23 protein-coding genes are annotated in these 17,757 nt (G+C 63.6%); 2 read left to right on the top strand and 21 right to left on the bottom strand.

The features are described 5' to 3' along the window. Nucleotides 1-18: 18 nt before the first annotated feature. The 18 genes from secY to rplB all read right to left on the bottom strand — a co-directional run bounded on the left by secY (nucleotide 19) and on the right by rplB (nucleotide 8,933). Nucleotides 19-1,299 carry a preprotein translocase subunit SecY gene (secY, locus tag C1876_RS13055; protein ID WP_114547163.1) on the bottom strand — a complete coding sequence of 427 codons (1,281 nt, stop codon included), beginning with the start codon at nucleotides 1,297-1,299 and terminating at the stop codon, nucleotides 19-21. After that, nucleotides 1,293-1,742 carry a 50S ribosomal protein L15 gene (gene rplO / locus C1876_RS13050; RefSeq protein WP_114547162.1) on the bottom strand — a complete coding sequence of 150 codons (450 nt, stop codon included), beginning with the start codon at nucleotides 1,740-1,742 and terminating at the stop codon, nucleotides 1,293-1,295. Before rplO ends, secY begins: the two co-directional genes overlap by 7 nt. A gap of 139 nt (nucleotides 1,743-1,881) precedes the next feature. Continuing rightward, on the bottom strand, nucleotides 1,882-2,073 hold the full coding sequence (rpmD, locus tag C1876_RS13045; protein ID WP_114547161.1) for a 50S ribosomal protein L30: 192 nt from the start codon (nucleotides 2,071-2,073) through the stop codon (nucleotides 1,882-1,884). Next, nucleotides 2,073-2,606, bottom strand: coding sequence for a 30S ribosomal protein S5 (gene rpsE / locus C1876_RS13040; RefSeq protein WP_114547160.1), 534 nt, complete (start codon nucleotides 2,604-2,606; stop codon nucleotides 2,073-2,075). The genes rpmD and rpsE overlap by 1 nt, the downstream gene beginning before the upstream one ends. A 15-nt stretch (nucleotides 2,607-2,621) precedes the next feature. After that, nucleotides 2,622-2,990, bottom strand: a complete 369-nt coding sequence (gene rplR / locus C1876_RS13035; RefSeq protein WP_101723119.1) for a 50S ribosomal protein L18 — start codon at nucleotides 2,988-2,990, stop codon at nucleotides 2,622-2,624. A gap of 36 nt (nucleotides 2,991-3,026) precedes the next feature. Next, nucleotides 3,027-3,569 carry a 50S ribosomal protein L6 gene (gene rplF, locus C1876_RS13030; protein WP_114547159.1) on the bottom strand — a complete coding sequence of 181 codons (543 nt, stop codon included), beginning with the start codon at nucleotides 3,567-3,569 and terminating at the stop codon, nucleotides 3,027-3,029. 16 nt (nucleotides 3,570-3,585) lie between these two features. Continuing rightward, nucleotides 3,586-3,984: a 30S ribosomal protein S8 gene (gene rpsH / locus C1876_RS13025; RefSeq protein ID WP_114547158.1), complete on the bottom strand. Its 399-nt coding sequence runs from the start codon at nucleotides 3,982-3,984 to the stop codon at nucleotides 3,586-3,588. A 106-nt stretch (nucleotides 3,985-4,090) separates the two neighbouring features. Beyond that, complete coding sequence (locus C1876_RS13020; RefSeq protein WP_114547157.1) at nucleotides 4,091-4,276, bottom strand: type Z 30S ribosomal protein S14; 186 nt, start codon at nucleotides 4,274-4,276, stop codon at nucleotides 4,091-4,093. Nucleotides 4,277-4,387: 111 nt separating this feature from the next. After that, the gene (rplE, locus tag C1876_RS13015) at nucleotides 4,388-4,939 is read right to left on the bottom strand and encodes a 50S ribosomal protein L5 (RefSeq protein WP_114547156.1); all 552 of its coding nucleotides are present in this window, start codon (nucleotides 4,937-4,939) and stop codon (nucleotides 4,388-4,390) included. Nucleotides 4,940-5,065: 126 nt separating this feature from the next. Then, entirely contained in the window at nucleotides 5,066-5,386 is a 321-nt protein-coding gene (gene rplX / locus C1876_RS13010; protein WP_114547155.1) for a 50S ribosomal protein L24, read from the bottom strand. Nucleotides 5,387-5,401: 15 nt separating this feature from the next. Continuing rightward, on the bottom strand, nucleotides 5,402-5,770 hold the full coding sequence (rplN, locus tag C1876_RS13005; protein ID WP_009306346.1) for a 50S ribosomal protein L14: 369 nt from the start codon (nucleotides 5,768-5,770) through the stop codon (nucleotides 5,402-5,404). Nucleotides 5,771-5,821: 51 nt separating this feature from the next. After that, the gene (gene rpsQ / locus C1876_RS13000; protein WP_114547154.1) at nucleotides 5,822-6,082 is read right to left on the bottom strand and encodes a 30S ribosomal protein S17; all 261 of its coding nucleotides are present in this window, start codon (nucleotides 6,080-6,082) and stop codon (nucleotides 5,822-5,824) included. Nucleotides 6,083-6,111: 29 nt separating this feature from the next. Next, nucleotides 6,112-6,306 (bottom strand): 50S ribosomal protein L29, encoded by a 195-nt coding sequence (gene rpmC / locus C1876_RS12995; RefSeq protein ID WP_009306348.1) that lies wholly within the window; start codon nucleotides 6,304-6,306, stop codon nucleotides 6,112-6,114. Beyond that, nucleotides 6,307-6,729, bottom strand: a complete 423-nt coding sequence (gene rplP / locus C1876_RS12990) for a 50S ribosomal protein L16 (protein WP_114547153.1) — start codon at nucleotides 6,727-6,729, stop codon at nucleotides 6,307-6,309. Continuing rightward, nucleotides 6,730-7,443: a 30S ribosomal protein S3 gene (gene rpsC, locus C1876_RS12985; protein WP_009306350.1), complete on the bottom strand. Its 714-nt coding sequence runs from the start codon at nucleotides 7,441-7,443 to the stop codon at nucleotides 6,730-6,732. It abuts the gene before it with no gap. Nucleotides 7,444-7,448: 5 nt separating this feature from the next. After that, nucleotides 7,449-7,790 carry a 50S ribosomal protein L22 gene (gene rplV, locus C1876_RS12980; protein WP_114547152.1) on the bottom strand — a complete coding sequence of 114 codons (342 nt, stop codon included), beginning with the start codon at nucleotides 7,788-7,790 and terminating at the stop codon, nucleotides 7,449-7,451. 13 nt (nucleotides 7,791-7,803) lie between these two features. Next, nucleotides 7,804-8,079 carry a 30S ribosomal protein S19 gene (gene rpsS, locus C1876_RS12975; protein WP_114547151.1) on the bottom strand — a complete coding sequence of 92 codons (276 nt, stop codon included), beginning with the start codon at nucleotides 8,077-8,079 and terminating at the stop codon, nucleotides 7,804-7,806. 23 nt (nucleotides 8,080-8,102) lie between these two features. After that, nucleotides 8,103-8,933, bottom strand: coding sequence for a 50S ribosomal protein L2 (gene rplB, locus C1876_RS12970; protein ID WP_114547150.1), 831 nt, complete (start codon nucleotides 8,931-8,933; stop codon nucleotides 8,103-8,105). Nucleotides 8,934-9,304: 371 nt separating this feature from the next. Here rplB and C1876_RS12965 point away from each other — a divergent pair, with 371 nt between their 5' ends. Together C1876_RS12965 and C1876_RS12960 are read left to right on the top strand one after the other, a co-directional pair. Beyond that, nucleotides 9,305-9,559 (top strand): hypothetical protein, encoded by a 255-nt coding sequence (locus tag C1876_RS12965; protein ID WP_148044577.1) that lies wholly within the window; start codon nucleotides 9,305-9,307, stop codon nucleotides 9,557-9,559. A gap of 138 nt (nucleotides 9,560-9,697) precedes the next feature. Next, nucleotides 9,698-11,662, top strand: a complete 1,965-nt coding sequence (locus tag C1876_RS12960; protein ID WP_158544694.1) for a GGDEF domain-containing phosphodiesterase — start codon at nucleotides 9,698-9,700, stop codon at nucleotides 11,660-11,662. Nucleotides 11,663-11,759: 97 nt separating this feature from the next. Here the strand turns inward: C1876_RS12960 and C1876_RS12955 are convergent, their stop codons facing one another. From C1876_RS12955 to C1876_RS12945, 3 genes are read right to left on the bottom strand one after another with little or no spacing between them, the layout of a single operon-like run. Then, complete coding sequence (locus C1876_RS12955) at nucleotides 11,760-13,103, bottom strand: trigger factor (RefSeq protein ID WP_114547147.1); 1,344 nt, start codon at nucleotides 13,101-13,103, stop codon at nucleotides 11,760-11,762. Nucleotides 13,104-13,150: 47 nt separating this feature from the next. Continuing rightward, a complete protein-coding gene (locus C1876_RS12950) occupies nucleotides 13,151-16,552 on the bottom strand; it encodes an FtsX-like permease family protein (RefSeq protein ID WP_114547146.1) in 3,402 nt (1,133 codons plus the stop codon). A gap of 11 nt (nucleotides 16,553-16,563) precedes the next feature. Next, nucleotides 16,564-17,265, bottom strand: a complete 702-nt coding sequence (locus C1876_RS12945; RefSeq protein WP_114547145.1) for an ABC transporter ATP-binding protein — start codon at nucleotides 17,263-17,265, stop codon at nucleotides 16,564-16,566. Between the last annotated feature and the right edge of the window lie 492 nt (nucleotides 17,266-17,757).

Here is a 17,757-nt window from a genome sequence, read left to right as displayed (position 1 = left end):
TGATGCTGCGATTGGCTCCTACTTGAAGAACCCATCGTAGTTGTGCATCTTCAACTGGCTTTCCACCTTGTTCATGGTGTCGAGGGCCACGCCGATCATGATAAGGATCGAGGTGCCGCCGAACGCCTGAATGAGCGTGTTGCCGGTGAAGTAGAAGATGATGGTCGGCACGACTGCGATAGCGGCGATGAAGATGCCGCCCGGCAGCGTGACGCGATGCAGCACGTTCTTGATGTACGTCACCGTCGCCGTGCCCGGGCGCACGCCGGGGATGAAGCCGCCCTGCTTGCGCAGGTTGTCGGCCGTCTCCTCCGGGTTGAACACCATGGAGGTGTAGAAGTACGCGAAGAACACGATGAGCAGCACCGTGAGGATCCAGTTGACCCAGCCGGTGGAGATGGCGTCGGCCACAGCCGTGAGCCATTCCACGTTGAACAGTGCCGCCAGCTGCGCCGGGAAGTAGATCAGGCAGCTCGCGAAGATGATGGGGATAACGCCCGCCGCATTCACCTTGAGGGGAATGTAGGTGGACTGCCCGCCCATCATTTTGCGACCCTGCACGCGCTTGGCGTAGTTCACCGGGATGCGGCGCTGCGCACGCTCCACGAAGATGATGGCCGGGATGCAGGCAAGCACCACGATGAGCGTGAGGATGGTGATGGCAATGCCCATGCCCGTGTCGGCCGTCAGGTTCATCGACGAGAAGATGGCGCTCGGCACGCGGGACACGATGCTCACGAAGATGATGAGCGACATGCCGTTGCCGATACCGCGCTGCGTGATGAGCTCGCCCATCCACATGATGAACGCGGTGCCCGCGACGAGGGTGAACACGACGAGGATGTCGGTGAGGACCTCCGGCACGGCCGTGGAGAACACCACGCCGTACTGCGGGGACTTGAACAGCAGCAGGTAGCCCACCGCGTTGATCAAGCCGAGGCCCAGCGTCAGGTAACGCGTGATCTGCGTGATTTTGCGACGACCCGTCTCGCCCTCTTTGGCCCAGCGGCCGATGGCGGGAATAACGCCCTGCATCAGCTGCATGATGATGGAAGCCGTGATGTAGGGCATGATGCCCAGCGAGAACACCGAGAAGTGCGACAGCGCACCGCCGGTGAACAGGTCGAGCATGGTCATGGACACGCCGGAGCCCGCGAAGGACTCCGCGAACTCCTTAAACGGGATACCAGGAACCGGCACATACGCGCCGAAACGATACAGCGCGAGGATGGCCAAAGTGAACAAGATTTTCTTGCGCAGCTCCGGTACCTTGAATGCATCGATGATCGAGCTTAGCAAGGCTCTTCGACCTTTCCTCCAGCTGCTTCGATTTTCGCTTTGGCCGAAGCAGACACCTTATCGACCTTGACCGTGAGGGCCTTGGTGATCTCGCCGTCGCCGAGCACCTTCACAAGCGCATCTTCGTGCTTGATGATGCCCTTGGCCTTCAGGCTCTCGCCATTCACCACGTCGCCAGCCTCGAAGGTCTCCTCGAGACGCTTCACGTTGACGGGCAGGTACTCCACGTGGTTGATGTTCTTGAAGCCCGGGAGCTTCGGCAGGCGACGCGCGAGCGGCGTCTGGCCACCCTCGAAACCGGCGCCCTTGCCGCCACCAGCGCGCGACTTCTGGCCGTTCATGCCGCGACCGGCGGTCTTGCCCGTGCCGGAGCCGTTACCGCGACCAACGCGCTTGCGGGGCTTGCGCGAACCTTCAGCCGGCTTGAGATCCTTGAGTTCCATGTTGTTTCTCCTTCTTTCGCTGTCCGGGCCTCGCCCGGCGCTGGCAGCTCGCCGCCAGCAAACTTCCGTAAATCGACCATCGGCGTGCCGCTCCGGCACGCCGATTGATCATTATATCTTACCTGCTATGGTGCAAGGTTTAGATTTCCTCAACCTTGACGAGGTGCTTGATCTTGAAGATCATGCCGCGGACGGACTCGTTGTCCACCTGGTCCACGGTGCGGTTGATCTTGCCGAGGCCGAGAGCGCGCAGCGTCTTAGCCTGATCCTCTTTATAGCCGATGGAGCTCTTCACCTGGGTGATGCGCAGGGTCTTCTTTGCGTCAGCCATTAGTTCTTCTTCTCCTTCCAGCCATAGATCTGAGCGACCGGCATGCCGCGGCGCTGCGAGACCTGCTCGGGGCTCTCCATGTTCTTGAGGCCCTCAGCGGTGGCCTTGACCACGTTCATGACGTTGTCGGTGCCGAGCGACTTGGCGAAGCAGTCGGTCACGCCGGCCAGCTCCATGACGGCACGAGCCGCACCGCCGGCGATAACGCCGGTACCGGGCGTAGCCGGCTTGATGAGCACGCGACCAGCGCCGTACTCGCCGATGATCTCATGCGGGAGGGTCTTCTCCTCCGTCAGCGGCACGCTGAACATGTTCTTCTTCGCGTCCTCGACGCCCTTCTTGATGGCGATGGGCACTTCCTGGGACTTGCCCATGCCCACGCCGACGCGGCCGTTGCCGTCGCCGACCACCACGAGCGCGGTGAGCGCGAAGCGGCGGCCGCCCTTGACGACCTTCGACACGCGGTTGATGTAGACGACGCGCTCCTGAAGCTCGGGGACCGCGGCGTTGTCTTGTCTGTTGTTACGAGCCATAGACCTTAACCCCTTCTAGAATTTCAAGCCTGCTTCGCGAGCAGCATCGGCCAAGGCCTTGATGCGCCCGTGATACAGGTTGCCGCCACGGTCGAACACGACTTCCGTGACACCGGATTCCTGCGCCTTCTTGCCCACGATCTCGCCGAGCGCGGCAGCGCCCTCGACGGTCGCGCCGCTCTTGCCCGTAGCCTTGAAGTCCGGCCCGAGCGTGGAGACGCCGCAGATCGTCTTACCGGCGACGTCGTCGATCACCTGCACGTACAGGTTGCTATTGCTGCGCGTGACGCACACGCGGGGACGGGCCGCCGTACCGGCGATCTTTCCGCGAACGCGACGATGGCGACGAGCCAGCGCAGCCTGCTTTTTCTGAAGCTTGTTCATGATAATCCCTTCGATCTCAATCGTTCGCGGCTACGCTTAGTCGCCCTTAGCGGCCTTGCCGAGCTTACGGCGGACCAGCTCGCCCTCGTAGCGAATACCCTTGCCCTTGTACGGCTCGGGCTTGCGCCACTTGCGGATGTTGGCAGCCACCTGGCCAACCTGCTCCTTGCTCGGGCCCGACACGATGATCTCGGTCTGGCTCGGGACTTCGAACGTGATGTTCTCGGGGGCTTCAATGGAAACCGGGTGCGAGAAGCCGAGCTGCAACTCCAGATCCTTGCCCTTGAGCGCGGCACGGTAGCCGACGCCAACGAGCTGGAGCTTCTTGGAGAAGCCGTTGGACACGCCCTCCACCATGTTGGCGATGAGGGTGCGCACGAGGCCGTGGAAGGCCTTCGCTTCGCGCGAGTCGTCCGGACGCTCGACGAGGATGTCCTCGCCTTCGCGCTTGATGGTCATGATTGCGGGGAAGCTGCGGGTGAGCTCGCCCTTGGGGCCCTTAGCCGTTACGGTGTTGCCGTCGATGGTCACATCGACGCCGGCGGGAACGGTGATGGGCTGCTTGCCGATACGAGACATGTCAAACCTCCCTTTCCTACCAGATATAGGCGATGACTTCGCCGCCGATGCCCTTTTTACGGGCGTCGCGGTCGGTCATAACACCGTTGCTCGTCGAAATGATTGCCGTGCCGAGGCCGCCGAGCACGCGGGGCAGCTCGTCCTTGCCGGCGTAGATGCGCAGACCGGGCTTCGAGATACGCTTGATGCCGCGGATGGTCTTGGCCTTCTTGTCGCCGTACTTCAACGTGATCTCGAGCGTAGCGCGCGGCTCGCCCTCAACGACGTCGTAGCCCTGGACGTAGCCCTCTTCCTGCATGATGCGGGCGATCTCGACAAGTTTCTTGCTCGACGGCATGGAAACCGTCTGCTTGCCGGCAGAGTTAGCGTTACGCACGCGCGTAAGCATATCTGCAATGGGGTCGGTCATGGTCATAGTGATTTTCTCCTTTGGTCCGTGATGAGCCGGTCGGTTCGGTTCGTCGGCGCCCATAACGCCTCCGCCTGAACCGTGGCACACCCGAGCGTACTAGTCGTATCGTTTACCACGAAGACTTGGTCACGCCGGGCAGTTCGCCTTTGTTGGCCAACTCGCGCAAGCAGATACGGCACAGGCCGAACTTGCGGTAGTAGGCGCGGGGACGTCCGCAGCGCGTGCAGCGGTTGTGCTGACGCGTCGAGAACTTCGGCTCGCGCTTGGCCTTGGCGACCATCGATTTCTTAGCCATGCAAATCCTTCTTTCTTATATCCCAGCCCGTCCGATCATCCGAACGGGCTCGAGTGCACATTGTAGCGCAGGCGGCGGGCAATCGCAGCCTTGGGTGGGGTTTCGCGGCTGTTATTCCTTGTCCTTGAACGGGAAGCCCAGCGCGTCGAGCAGCGCGAAGGCGTCGTCGTTGTTCTGAGCCGACGTCACGAACGTGATGTCCATGCCGCGCGTGCGATCGATCTTGTCGTAGTCGATCTCCGAGAAGATGAGCTGCTCGGTGACGCCCAGCGTGTAGTTGCCACGGCCGTCGAAGCTGGTCGGCGAGATGCCGCGGAAGTCACGGACGCGAGGCAGAGCCGTGGCCAGCAGGCGGTCGAGGAACTCCCACATACGCTCGCCGCGCAGCGTGACCTTGCAGCCGATAGGCTGACCCTCGCGCAGGTGGAAACCGGCGATGGACTTCTTGGCACGCGTGACGCAGGGCTGCTGACCCGTGATGATGCGCAGGTCGCCCATGGCGGCGTCGAGCAGCTTATGGTCGGCCGCAGCGGCGCCCACGCCCATGTTCACGACGATCTTCTCGAGACGCGGAACCTTGTTCACGTTATCGAGGGCGAGGTCCTTCTCGAGCTTCGCCACGATCTCGTTGTTGTACTTTTCCTTCAAGCGAGGAGCAGTCATGTGTTCTTAATCCTTTCGATGAATTAAACGCAGGATTTCCGACCCTGCGTCCCCAACCGCTCACGTCGAGCAGCGGGGGTCATTGCTCAAAGAGGCGCGGCTCCGAAGCGCCGCGCCGCCTTCAATTTAGTCGATATCCTTGCCGCACTTCTTGCAGACGCGGATCTTCTTGCCGTTCTCGTCACGCCTGCTGCTCACGCGCGTGGGCTGCTTGCAGCTCGGGCAGATCACCATGACGTTCGAGACATGGAGAGGAGCTTCCACCGAGGAGATGCCGCCCTGCGGGTTCTGCTGCGTCGGACGGAGGGCCTTCTTGACGACGTTGACCTTCTCCACCACGACCCGCTGCTTCTGCGGGAGCGCGCGCAGGACCGTGGCCTCTTTGCCCTTGTCCTTGCCGGAAAGGACCTTCACCTTATCGCCCTTTTTGATGTTCATGCTATTCATTATGCGCACACCTCCTTAGAGCGTTTCCGGTGCCAGGGACACGATCTTCATGTACTTCTTGTCGCGCAGCTCGCGGGCGACGGGCCCGAAGATGCGCGTGCCGCGCGGCGCGCCGTTCGTGTCGATCAGAACGGCAGCGTTCTGATCGAACTTGATGTAGCTGCCGTCAGCACGACGAACTTCCTTCTTCACGCGCACAACCACGCAGCGGACGACGTCGCCCTTTTTCACGTTGGTGTTCGGCGCGGCTTCTTTAACGCTGCAGATGATGACATCGCCCAGGCCTGCGTAACGGCGCTTGGAGCCGCCCAGGACCTTGATGCACTGCACCTTGCGAGCGCCGGAGTTATCGGCCACTGCGAGCATGGTTTGCATCTGAATCATTGCTTCAACCTAACTTTCATCTCGGTAATCCGGTCGCGTAAACGCGATGGACTACTTGGCCTTCTCGATGATCTCAACCAAGCGCCAGCGCTTCATCTTCGACAGCGGGCGCGTCTCCATGATGCGCACGGTGTCGCCGATGCCGGCTTCGTTGTTCTCATCGTGGGCGTGGAACTTCTTCGTGGTCGTCATCATCTTGCCGTACACGGGATGCGGCTTGCGCTCCTTGACTTGCACAACGCAGGTCTTGTCGTTGACGGCGCTTACCACGACGCCCTGACGGACCTTGCGGGAATTACGATCTTCGCTCATGTGTGTATCCAACCTTCCTAGCCGACGAGCTATGCGCTCAGCTCGCGGGCGCGCATCTCGGTCTGAATACGCGCGATGTCCTTTTTGACCTGCTTCACGCGGGCGGTGTTGTCAAGCTGGCTCGTAGCCATCTGGAAGCGCAGGTTGAAAAGCTCCGCGCGCGCTTCCTTGAGTTTCGCCTGCAAATCGTCGGCAGACAGCTCACGGATCTCTGCTGCTTTCATTTATTCCTGCCCTTCCGTTTCCTTCGAAACAACCTTGCACTTGATGGGCAGCTTGTTGATTGCAAGACGAAGCGCCTCTTTGGCGGTTTCTTCGTCGACGCCGCCGATCTCGAACATGATGCGGCCGGGCTTGACGACCGCGACCCACGCCTCGGGGTTGCCCTTGCCGGAACCCATGCGGGTTTCAGCCGGCTTCTGCGTGATGGGCTTGTCCGGGAAGATCGTGATCCACACCTTACCGCCACGCTTCATGTAGCGGGTCATGGCGATACGAGCTGCCTCAATCTGGCGGTTGGTGATCCATGCGGCTTCGAGCGCCTGGATACCGTATTCGCCGTGGTTCAACCGGGTACCGCCTTTGGCCTTACCCTTCATGGAACCACGCTGCACCTTACGGTGCTTAACGCGCTTAGGTACGAGCATTTACTTTGCCCTCCTATCGTTACGATCGTTGCGACGGGGACGGCTCGGACGAGAACTACCCTCGAGCGCCGGCTGGGGAGCCTTCTGGCCGGGGAGCACTTCGCCGTGGTACACCCACACCTGCACGCCGATGGAGCCCATCGTCGTGGCAGCCGTGGCGAATCCGTAATCGATCTTCGCACGCAGCGTGTGCAGCGGCACGCGACCCTCGCGATACCACTCGCGGCGGCTCATCTCGGCACCGCCGAGACGACCGGAGCACTGGATACGAATGCCCTTGGCACCGCTCTTGCGGGCGGACTGGACGGCCTTGCGCATGGCGCGACGGAAGGCAACGCGGCCTTCGAGCTGCTCGGCCACGGACTGCGCGATGAGCGCAGCGTCGAGTTCGGGGCGCTTGACCTCGACGACCTCGATGGACACGGGGCCGTTGGCAACCTTCTCGAGCTTCTTGCGCAGAGAATCGATCTCAGCGCCCTTCTTGCCGATCACCACGCCCGGACGGGCCGTGGTCACGATGATCTTGATCTTGTCGCCAGCGCGCTCGATCTCGATCTTGGAGACGGCGGCACGGGCGAGCTGCTTGTCCAAAAACTTCCTGATGGCCAAGTCGTTTGCCAGGTTCTTGGCGTAGTCCTTGTCGGCGTACCAGCGGCTGCGCCATTCCTCGGTGATGCCGAGACGGAACCCGGTGGGGCTTACTTTCTGACCCATGCGGCTTATGCCTCCTCTCGCGGTGCAACGATGATGGTGATATGGCTCGTGCGCTTGCGGATGCGCGATGCGGAGCCCTTGGCGCGCGGACGGATGCGCTTGAGCGTGGGGCCTTCGTCGGCGAAGGCCGCTTTCACGACGAGCGTTTCCGGACGCACGTGATGCAGGTTCTCAGCGTTGGCCACGGCGGAGTTCAGCGTCTTGGCCACAACCTCAGCGATGTCGCGATCGGAGAACTGGAGGATCTCGCGAGCGTTGACCACGGACTTGCCGCGGATCAGATCGATGACGATGCGAGCCTTACGGGGCGAAACGCGGACGTAGCGTGCAATTGCTTTAGCTTCCATTGTTCACCCCTTCCTATCTCTTCTTGCCCTTGTCGGCGGAGTGACCCTTGAACGTGCGGGTCGGGGCGAATTCGCCCAGCTTGTGGCCGACCATGGATTCCGTAACGTATACCGGCACGTGCTTGCGGCCGTCGTGCACGGCGATGGTGTGACCCACCATTTCCGGGAAGATGGTGCTCGAGCGCGACCAGGTCTTCACGACGTTCTTCTCGCCTGCTGCGTTCATCTTCTCGACGCGGTCAAGAAGGCGCGGTTCAACGAAAGGACCCTTCTTCAAACTTCTACTCACTATTACTCCTTAACGTCTTTCCGCTACTTCTTACGACGACGAATAATCAGACGGCTCGAAGCCTTCTTCTTATTGCGGGTACGGTGACCCTTCGTAGGAACGCCCCACGGGGTGACCGGGTGACGACCAGCGGACTTGTTCTTGCCCTCGCCGCCGCCGTGCGGGTGGTCGACCGGGTTCATGACGGTACCGCGAACGCTCGGGCGGATGCCCTTCCAACGGTTGCGACCGGCCTTGCCGATCTTGATGTTGGAGTGCTCGGCGTTACCGACCTCGCCCACCGTAGCGCGGCACGTGACGAGCACGCGACGCATTTCGGAGGAAGGCATGCGCAGGATGGCGTAGTCGCCTTCCTTGCCCATGAGCTGGATGCTCGTGCCAGCGGAGCGGGCGATAGCGGCGCCCTTGCCCGGCTGAAGCTCCACCGCGTGGATGAGCGTACCAACGGGGATGTTGGCCAACGGCAGGGCGTTGCCCGGCTTGATGTCGGCCTCGACACCGCTCATGACGGTATCGCCCACGCGGAGCCCCTTCGGATGAAGGATGTAGCGCTTCTCGCCGTCGACGTAGTGCAGCAGGGCGATGCGGGCGCTGCGGTTCGGGTCGTACTCGATGGTCGCGACTTTCGCGGGGACGCCGTCCTTGTTGCGCTTGAAGTCGATGATGCGGTAACGGCGCTTGTTGCCGCCACCCTGGTGGCGGGTGGTGATGCGGCCGTTGTTGTTGCGTCCTGCCTTGTTAGACAGCGGCGCAAGCAGGGACTTCTCCGGCTTGTCCGTCGTGATCTCGGCAAAATCCGAGACCGTCTGGAAGCGTCGGCCGGGGCTGGTCGGCTTGTACTGTTTGACTCCCATTGCTTTCCTTTCTGCGGATTCTCGCTCGCACGCCTCTCCGTACACCGAAAATCCTTCGTCTCTTCGTGGCTCCGATTGCCGCTTGGGTACCGCAGGGAGGCTGGGTACGTGCGACTCCGGTTGCCACGCGTCCGGGTGTATCCATCAAAGTCCAGACGCAACCGAGAATTATACGCAGAAAACGTCTCGTATTCAAGAAGCAATTTGACGGACACAACCTGCGCACAAGTACGTCACCCCGCAATGCCGTCCGGACGCTGCAACCTTTGCTACCAACCCGTGAACAACTTTTAACGATAAACGATAAATATTCGCGTATCATGCTCATGGTGCCCCTCCGCCCCTCCCTCCCGTTTCCGAAAGGTCGCGCGATGAACGACATGCTGCTCGTGAACGTGTTGCTGCCCGCAACGTGCGCGGCCTACGACGTTTGGGTGCCTGCCACGTTGAGCGCCGGCGAGGCGAGCAGGCTCATCGCGGCCATCCTCTCGTGTCACGATCGCGGGCACCCCGACGCCGTGCGCAGCACGGCCCTCATGTCCGAGGACACGGGCTGCTTCATCGACCCGAACAGCACCATCGGCGAGCTGGGGCTGGCCCCCGGTGCACGGCTCGTACTGGTGTAGCCCTCAACTGCGAAAAGAACCCCTCCCCCCTGGCGAAAGCGTGGGTCTTTTCCACGGCGCGGTACGCTACAATGTATGCACATGTATGCGTTGGCATAGATGAGGCAAGCGCGTGGAAAGCGTGGGCAAGAAGACACTATGATATGGAACGTTTCGGCGGAGGCCATCGCCTTCATAATCGTGCTGATCATCTCGGTGTATTCGCGCAGAAGCCACGCGGTACCCTCGCGCAAGAACATGCTGTTCCGCCTGTGCCTCATCACCACCATCGGCGCCATCGGCACGAACCTCGCCTCCACCCTCATGATCGCCTACGCGCCGGCTACGCTGCTGCCGCTCACCTACATCGTCACCGCCGTCTACTTCGTGCTCACGCCGCTGCTGGGCACCGTCTACTTCTACTACGCCGTGGCCGTGGTGGGCGAGGCGCGCGCCGTGCGACCCTGGCAGATCATCGTGAGCGCCGTGCCGTGCGCCCTGTACGCCCTCATCGTCATCGCGAACTTCGCCACGCACTGCCTGTTCTGGTTCGACGGGAACGGCGGCTACCATCAAGGGCCGCTCATCCTCACCACGTATCTCGTGTTCTACTTCTACTGCATCGCCTGCTTCGCGCTCGTCGTGTTCACCCGCGCGCCCATCGATCCCACCATCAAGCGCATCCTGGCGGTGTTTCCGCTCATCGCCGTCGTGGTGATCGCCGTGCAGCAGATGTTTCCCGCGTACCTGCTGTCGGGTTCGGCCGCAACCTGCTCGCTGTTGATCATCTACCTGTACCTCCAGAACAAACGCCTTTCGGTGGACCTGCTCACGGGCGCGCCGAACCGCCAGGAGTTCCTGTCGATGGTGGCGCTCATGCACGACAAGAAGCGGCCCTTCACGGCGCTGCTCGTGTCGTTGTCCAACTTCAAGTTCATCAACGACAAGTTCGGCCACGACAACGGCGACCGGTTCTTGCGCGCGTTCGCGCAGTTCCTGGAGACGCTCGGCGCCGGCACGCGCCTGTACCGCTACAGCGGCGACCAGTTCGCCCTCGTGGTGGACGAGGAGGAGGCGCAGGCGGGACACGGCACCGACGTGGCCGCCGTGCTCGACGCGCTGCACGAACGGCTCGAGCGCCCGTGGCGCATCGGCGGGCATTCGTTCACGATGGCGGCCGCCGTGGGCGTCGTGTCCTACCCCACCATCGCGCAGACCCCCGCCGACGTGGTGGCAGCCCTCGAATACGCCGCAACCGAGGCCAAGCGCCTCGAGCCGGGCACGCCGTGCGTGTGCACGCCAGCCCTCATGGACGCCATCCACCGCCGCAGCACCATCGCCGACATCGTGCGCGAAGCGGTTGCCAACAACGGCTTGAGCGTGCACTTCCAGCCCATCTGGTCGGAGAAGGCCAAGATGTTCGTCACGGCCGAAGCGCTGTGTCGCCTGACGGACGACGAACTGGGCCCCATCCCGCCCGACGAGTTCATTCCCATCACCGAGCAGATCGGCCTCATTCCCGAGCTCACGTACGCGGTGCTTGACCAGGCATGCTCGTTCGTGAAAGCGTACCGCGACGCGCACCCGAACACGTCGTTCCGCGGCGTGTCGGTGAACTTCTCGTCGGTGCAGTTCGTGCAGAACGACCTGGCCGAGAAGGTGCTCGCCATCGTGGAGCGGCACGGCATCCCCGCCTCCTGCGTGCGCATCGAAATCACCGAGACCGCCATCATCGCGAACCGCGATGCCGTGCACGCCTTCATGCGCACGATGAACGAGCACGGCGTGAAGTTCTACCTCGACGACTTCGGCACGGGTTACTCGAACGTGTCCACCCTCCTCGACCTGCCCATCGACGTGGTGAAAATCGACAAGAGCATCCTGTGGGCCACGAGCACCGACAACGACGACACGTCGTTTCTGCGCTACCTCATCGCCTGCTTCTCGTCCATCGGCAGCGAAGTGCTGTCCGAAGGCGTGGAAACCCAGGAGCAGCGCCAGTTCCTTGCGCGCTGCGGCTGCTCGCTCATGCAGGGGTACCTGTTCGCCCGCCCCATGCCGCCTCAAGACGCCGCCGCCTACATCGCCGGCAGCGAGTCTTGGGCCGACCAGCAGGGAGCTTGAGGGAGTCGCGCTCTCTGCCTCGCCCCCTCCCCTCTTTCAACGCAAAAAAGCACCCGGCCGCGGCCGGGTGCTTTTTGCTGTACGGGAGCGATGCGCGCTATTCGGCGGCGGGCTCGGGCTGCGAGGCCTCGGGCGCTTCGGGCGCTTCGGGGGCCTGCGGGGCCTCCACCGTGACGTTCGCGTGGTCGAGGAGCCACTGGTTGGCCTTCATGCGCTCGGCCGCCTCGCGCAGGGCGAAGCCGCGGCCGTTCTCCTCCATCTCGCGGCGCGTGGCCTCGGGGTTCTGCGGGTTCATGGAACGGCAGGCCGCGTCGATGTCCTCGTCGGTGAGCGTGAGCTTCTCGTGGCGGAACAGCGCGTCGAGCGCGTAGCCCTGCACGAGCATCTCGCGCGTCTGCATCATCATGAGCATGCCGAACTGCTGCTCGCCGCCCTGGCTCTGCACGAACTGCTCGAACGGGATGCCCTGCTGCTGCAGCTGGCCGCGCATATTGGCCAGCAGCGTCTTCTGCATGGCCTCGTACACCTCGTCGGCAATGCGGCCCTGGAAGCGCTTCGCAAGCTCGGCAGCGGCAACTTGCAGCTTGTAAGCCTCGTACTGCGCACGGCGATCGGCCGTGAGGCGGTCGTTGATGCCGCCGCGCAGGGCGGCCGCATCGCGGTACATGGGCAGGTTCTTCGCCACCCACTCGTCGTTGATCTCGGGAATGACCTTCTTCTGCATCTCCTTGATGGTGACGGTGCAGTCCACGGCATCGCCGGTCTCGCCTTCGGCGGCGCCCGGCAACGCGAACGAGAACGACTTCGTCTCGCCCACGTTCATGCCGATGAGGTGCTTCTCGAAGTCCTCGGGCATGAGGCCCATGCCGGTGAGGTACGTGCGCCCTTCGGTGGACAGGTTCTCCATCTTCTCGCCGTTCTGGGACGCCTCGAGGGCCAGCATGAAGCCGTCGCCGTCGGCCACCGGATGCGGCTCGTCGGCCACGAACTCGGCGTAGCTCTCGGCGATCTGGGCGATTTGCGCCTCCACCTCGGCCTGCTCGATCTCGAACGGCGGCACGGTGATGGACACGGGCTCGTAGGACGTCAGCTCGTAGTCGGGCTTCGGCGCCACGCGCAGCTCAAAGGAGAACGTCTGGCCGCGCTTGAGCGGCGCTTCCACCTTCGGCTCGGCGGGATAAGCCGGCATGATGTTGCGCTTGTCGATGGCGAACGGCACGAGGTACTCCACGGCCTGCTGCTGCACGATGGCGTCGAGGTCCTTGATGCCCAGCTGCTGCTCGGCGGCCTGCGCCACCGACATGCCCGGCATGATCTGCATGCCCATCTGCTGCGCGAACCCGTACTGGGCCATGGTGAGCGCATGGCTTACCTCGGCAGTGGAGGCAACGGCCTCGAGCAGGATGCGGCCGTCGTCGAGCTTCTTTTCGGTTACCTTCATGAAAGATCCCCTTCTGTTTTTAATCGTCAAGCGCTCATTGTAGCGCATTACTCGTTCGACTTGAGGCTCTCCACCATGTCGATGCGGTGCAGCTTGCCGCGCATGGCCAACATGACGAGCACGGTGAACAGCATGGTGAGCACAAAGGCGATGACGAAGCTGGCCGGATGGATGGTGCGGCCGAACATGATCTGGTCCACCTCGGCCGTGACCACGACGAAGCTCTCCATCCACACGCCCAGCACGAGGCCCACCGCGCAGCCGATGGCCGCGAGCAGGAATATCTCGCGGAAGATGTAGGCATTCATCTCGCGCGGCGTGAAGCCGAGCACCTTGAGCGTGGCGATCTCGCGCATGCGCTCGGTGATGTTGATGTTGGTGAGGTTGTACAGCACGATGAACGCGAGCGCGGCGGCGGCCACCACAAGCACGACCACGATCATGTTGACGCTCGACATCATGTCGCGGTAGGCGTCGATGGTCTCGTCGTTGAACGCGACGGTCTTCACGCCGTCGATAGCCAGAAGATCGCTGCTGAACGAGGCGCGCAACGCAGGATCGGTGGTGGTGATGGCCAAGACGGTGCGGTAGTCGGCCGCGTGCCCCATGAGCTGCTCGTACAGCTTCGGCCCCATATAGGCGTAGTGGTAGACGTAGTTTTCCACGATGCCCGACACGGTGGCCTCGTAGGAGTCGTTCGTCGCGTTGCCGATGGCGTCCTGTTCGGTGAACGTGACGGTGTCGCCCACGCCGACGCCCAGCTCGTTCGCCATCTTCTCGGTGAGCAGCAGCCCGTCGGCGGCGAGCGCGAGCGGCTCCTGCCCCGTGCGCGTGCGCAGCGTGACGTACTGGTCGAAGGCACCGGGATCTTCCGGCACCACGAGCTCCATGTGCATGTCCTTCTTGTCCGGGCCGGTGGCCAGCAGGTTCTGACGCATGACCGCGGTATGCGCGCTCACTACGGCGTCGTCGTCGAGCAGGTGGTCCACCTGGGCCTCGTCGGCATCGGAGATGTCGTCGGCCAGCGTGACGGTGGCGTTGTACTTCGTGATCTCGCCGAACTGCTTGTCGATGATGTCGTTGATGGCGTCGGACAGGCCGAGCCCCGTCAGCAGCAGCGCCGTGCAGCCCGCGATGCCGATGACCGTCATGATGAAGCGCTTCTTGTAGCGGAACAGGTTGCGGAACGTCACCTTCCACGAGAACGAGAGGTGGCGCCACACGGGCCCGATGCGCTCGAGCAGGATGCGCTTGCCCGCCTTCGGCGCGCGCGGCAGCATGAGCAGCGCCGGGCGCTCGCGCAGCGTGGCCGTGACGGCCGCCCAAGTGGCGAACAGGGTGACGCCCACGCCGAGGCCGGCCGCGAGCCCGGCGAACCAGGGATCGATGGGCAGCGGCAACGGCAGCGCCGGGACGAAGTAGATGATGCCGTAGGCTTTCATGATGACGGCGGGCAGCACCTGCGACAGGATGACGATGCCCACGAGGCTACCCGCGCCGCTGGCCACGGCGGCGTACACGAGGTACTTCGAGGCGATGCGCATGCGGCGGTAGCCGAGCGCTTTGAACGTGCCGATGAGCACGCGCTCCTCCTCCACCATGCGTGTCATGGTGGTGAGGGCCACGAGAGCCGCCACGAGGAAGAAGATGAACGGGAACACGGCTGCGATGCTGTCCACGCGGTTCGCGTCGGCCTCGAAGCTGGCCACGCCGTAGTTCGCCGTGCGATCCATGATGAGCCACTCGGGGGATTCAAGGTCGTCGATTTGCTTCTGCGCGTCGGCGAGCTGGCGCTCGGCATCGGCCAGCTGCTCGTCGGCATCGGCCTTCTGCCGGTCGTATTCTTCCCGCCCGCTCTCGTAGTCGGCCTTGCCCTGCTCGAGCTGGGCCCGGCCGTCCTGCAACTGCGCGGCGGCCGCGTCGAGCTGCTGCTGCGCAGCGGACACCTCGTTGTCGGCCTGGGTGCGGGCGGCGGCGAGGTCGGCGCGCGCCTGCTCGAGCTGCGCGGCGCTCGCGTCGAACTGGGCCTTGCCGTCGTTGTATACCGCCTGCTGCTGGTCGAGCTGCGCCTTCGCGTCGGCGAGCTGCTGGCGGGCGCCGTCGACGCTCGCCTGCGCAGCATCGAGCTGCTGTTGAAGGGCGGCCATCTGCTGCTGGAGCGCCGCAATGGCCGCGGCGTTGGTCTCGGGGTCTTTGTTGAGCTCGTCGAGTTGCGCCTGAAGCCCGACGAGCTGCTGCTTGCCGGCGGCGATCTGCGCCTCGACGGGCTTCAGCTCCTCTTCCGCCTGCGCCGCCTGGGCATGGTAGGCATCCCAGGCCGCCTGCAGCTGCGCGGCGCCGTCCTCGAGCGTCGGACGCTGTGCGTCGAGCTGCGCCTGGCCGTCGGCGATCTGCTGCTCGGCGTCGGCCATCTGCTGCTGGGCGCTCGCCTTCTGCTTCGCGAGTTCCGCCACGCCGTTGTCGTAGGAGGCCTGGCCATCGGCAAGCTGCTGCTCGCTCGTGGCGATGGCGGCGGCCGCGTCATCGAGCTGGCGCTGCGCGTCGTCGAGCTGCGCAAGAGCGTCGGCCTTCTCGCGCTCGTAGTCGGCGCGCTTCTCGTCGAGCTCCTTTTGGGCATCGGCCTTCAGCGCGTCGACGCGTGCCTGCTCGCGCTCGGGAGCGAGCGCTTCGATGCGTTCGGTGACCTCGGCCACGCGCTGGTCGTATGCATCGCTCGACGAGGCTTCGGACGCGGCGCCGCGCACGGTCAGGAACGCCTCGGTGTACGGCAGGTCGGACGAGAAGTCGCTTGCGGGCACGTACATGTACTCCTGGATGGAGCCCGATCCGAGCGTGGTGTCCCCCATGCTGGAAGAGGTGGCGTAATACGAGGAGTTCACGAAGCCGACGATGGTATACGTGCGGGTTGCGAGCGTGTCGTCTACGTCCTGCGTGCCCTCGGTGATGGTCACCGTGTCGCCGATGCTCACGGAGTCGTTCACCACGAGGTTGGAGGACAGCACGCATTCGCCCTCGGTTTGAGGCCACGAGCCCTCGGTGAGGATGGGGCGGTTCAGGTAGTCGGGGTCGTCGGAGTACGCGTGCACGCCGTCGGAGGAGTCGCTCGTGCGCGCGGCATCGGGCAGCGAGTGCACGCGCGTGGCGTACTGCTCGCCTCCGATAGTGGCCATGACGTCGGTCTCGCGCGCCGGCATGACCGCCTCGACGCCTTCCACGTGGCGCAGGGCCGTGATGTCGGCGTCGGTGAGGCCGAGCGTCGAGATGATGCGGACGTCCATGAGCGACGTGCCGTCGTAGAATTCGTCGGCCGCCAGCTTCATGTCGGGAGCCGTCATGCGCAGGCCCGCGTAGAAGCCCGTGCCGAGCGCGACGATGGCCGCGATGGCCAGGAAACGCCCGAGCGAATGGGTGATGGAGCGGATGGTTTCGGTGTTGAACGCGTTCTTCACTCGTGCGCCGTCTACCACTCGATGGATTCGGCCGAGGCGGGCGCCTCGTTCACTTCGACACTTGCCACCCGGCCTTCGCGGATATAGATGACGCGGTCGGCGATGTCGGTGAACGCCGAGTTGTGCGTGATGAGCACTACGGTCTTGCCCGTGTTGAAGCACGTGTCCTGCAGCAGCTTGAGGATGGCCTTGCCGGTGTGGTAGTCGAGCGCGCCGGTGGGCTCGTCGCACAGCAAGAGCTTCGGGTTCTTCGCGAGGGCGCGGGCGATGGCCACGCGCTGCTGCTCGCCGCCCGACAGCTGCGCCGGGAAGTTGTCGAGACGGTGAGCGAGCCCCACCTGCTTGAGCACGGAGGCCGCGTCGAGCGGGTCCTTGCATATCTGGCTGGCCAGCTCCACGTTCTCAAGCGCCGTGAGGTTCTGCACGAGGTTGTAGAACTGGAACACGAAGCCGATGTCGTAGCGACGGTAGAACGTGAGCTCCTTCTCGGTGAACGCGCTGATCTCGCGCCCGTCCAGCATGATGGTGCCCGACGAGCAGGCGTCCATGCCGCCTAGCATGTTCAGCAGCGTCGTCTTGCCCGCGCCCGAAGGCCCCACGACCACGACGAGCTCGCCCTGCTCGATGTCGAACGTCATGCCGTCGACCGCGGCCACCTCGACCTCGCCCATGCGATACACCTTGCGCACGTCGCGAAACTCCACGAACGCCATGCCGTCCTTCTTTCATCAGCCCGCTTTGCTTAGACGCCTTACGATACACGAACCCGTGTGGAAGCGCCAGTTACAATGGGTCTTCAATGGATTTGGGAGGGATGCGAAGGCTCCCCGCTTTCATGGGCGCGTGGTGGCGCCCCCTCCCCGCATTCGCGCGCGGTGGCGACCCCTCCTCCCATTCGCGCGCGGTGGCATCCCTCCTCTTATTGGCGCGCCTGGAGGGTTGCTTGCCGTTGAGGCGCTGCGCGCCTTTGGGGCGACCGGCGGGTTCGCCGGACGGCGTGCGGGGCGCATGTTCGACAAGCACGCGCACAGGCACGCCATGGTGGGGGGGCACGATGGGGGGCACGCCGCGATGACGCAATCATGAACCACCCTTCAAAAGGGTGGTTTGCTCAGGGCCTATAAGGCCGAGGGATGCCGGGCGGCGTCTCAAGGCGCTGCCCTTCCCTTCGTTCAGGGCGCACCGCCTTTGACTCGTCGCCGCCG

It is taken from the genome of Eggerthella sinensis, from assembly GCF_003339815.1.
Taxonomy (GTDB): Bacteria; Actinomycetota; Coriobacteriia; order Coriobacteriales; family Eggerthellaceae; genus Eggerthella; species Eggerthella sinensis.
Note: the sequence above shows the minus strand (reverse complement) of the source record. Positions and strands in the feature narration are given on the sequence as shown.

What these genes read in the sequence shown, in the direction of transcription:
- rpsH (WP_114547158.1), bottom strand. Translation starts at nt 3,984, where the DNA reads ATGACCATGACCGACCCCATTGCAGATATGCTTACGCGCGTGCGTAAC.
- rplB (WP_114547150.1), bottom strand. Translation starts at nt 8,933, where the DNA reads ATGGGAGTCAAACAGTACAAGCCGACCAGCCCCGGCCGACGCTTCCAG.
- rplO (WP_114547162.1), bottom strand. Translation starts at nt 1,742, where the DNA reads ATGGAACTCAAGGATCTCAAGCCGGCTGAAGGTTCGCGCAAGCCCCGC.
- C1876_RS12960 (WP_158544694.1), top strand. Translation starts at nt 9,698, where the DNA reads ATGATATGGAACGTTTCGGCGGAGGCCATCGCCTTCATAATCGTGCTG.
- C1876_RS12955 (WP_114547147.1), bottom strand. Translation starts at nt 13,103, where the DNA reads ATGAAGGTAACCGAAAAGAAGCTCGACGACGGCCGCATCCTGCTCGAG.
- rplF (WP_114547159.1), bottom strand. Translation starts at nt 3,569, where the DNA reads ATGTCTCGTATCGGCAAGCAGCCCATCACCGTTCCCGCCGGCGTCGAT.
- rplV (WP_114547152.1), bottom strand. Translation starts at nt 7,790, where the DNA reads ATGGAAGCTAAAGCAATTGCACGCTACGTCCGCGTTTCGCCCCGTAAG.
- rplX (WP_114547155.1), bottom strand. Translation starts at nt 5,386, where the DNA reads ATGAATAGCATGAACATCAAAAAGGGCGATAAGGTGAAGGTCCTTTCC.
- rpmC (WP_009306348.1), bottom strand. Translation starts at nt 6,306, where the DNA reads ATGAAAGCAGCAGAGATCCGTGAGCTGTCTGCCGACGATTTGCAGGCG.
- C1876_RS12965 (WP_148044577.1), top strand. Translation starts at nt 9,305, where the DNA reads ATGAACGACATGCTGCTCGTGAACGTGTTGCTGCCCGCAACGTGCGCG.
- C1876_RS12945 (WP_114547145.1), bottom strand. Translation starts at nt 17,265, where the DNA reads ATGGCGTTCGTGGAGTTTCGCGACGTGCGCAAGGTGTATCGCATGGGC.
- rpsC (WP_009306350.1), bottom strand. Translation starts at nt 7,443, where the DNA reads ATGGGTCAGAAAGTAAGCCCCACCGGGTTCCGTCTCGGCATCACCGAG.
- rplP (WP_114547153.1), bottom strand. Translation starts at nt 6,729, where the DNA reads ATGCTCGTACCTAAGCGCGTTAAGCACCGTAAGGTGCAGCGTGGTTCC.
- rpsE (WP_114547160.1), bottom strand. Translation starts at nt 2,606, where the DNA reads ATGGCTCGTAACAACAGACAAGACAACGCCGCGGTCCCCGAGCTTCAG.
- rpsQ (WP_114547154.1), bottom strand. Translation starts at nt 6,082, where the DNA reads ATGAGCGAAGATCGTAATTCCCGCAAGGTCCGTCAGGGCGTCGTGGTA.
- rpmD (WP_114547161.1), bottom strand. Translation starts at nt 2,073, where the DNA reads ATGGCTGACGCAAAGAAGACCCTGCGCATCACCCAGGTGAAGAGCTCC.
- rplR (WP_101723119.1), bottom strand. Translation starts at nt 2,990, where the DNA reads ATGAACAAGCTTCAGAAAAAGCAGGCTGCGCTGGCTCGTCGCCATCGT.
- rplE (WP_114547156.1), bottom strand. Translation starts at nt 4,939, where the DNA reads ATGACTGCTCCTCGCTTGAAGGAAAAGTACAACAACGAGATCGTGGCG.
- C1876_RS13020 (WP_114547157.1), bottom strand. Translation starts at nt 4,276, where the DNA reads ATGGCTAAGAAATCGATGGTCGCCAAGGCCAAGCGCGAGCCGAAGTTC.
- rplN (WP_009306346.1), bottom strand. Translation starts at nt 5,770, where the DNA reads ATGATTCAGATGCAAACCATGCTCGCAGTGGCCGATAACTCCGGCGCT.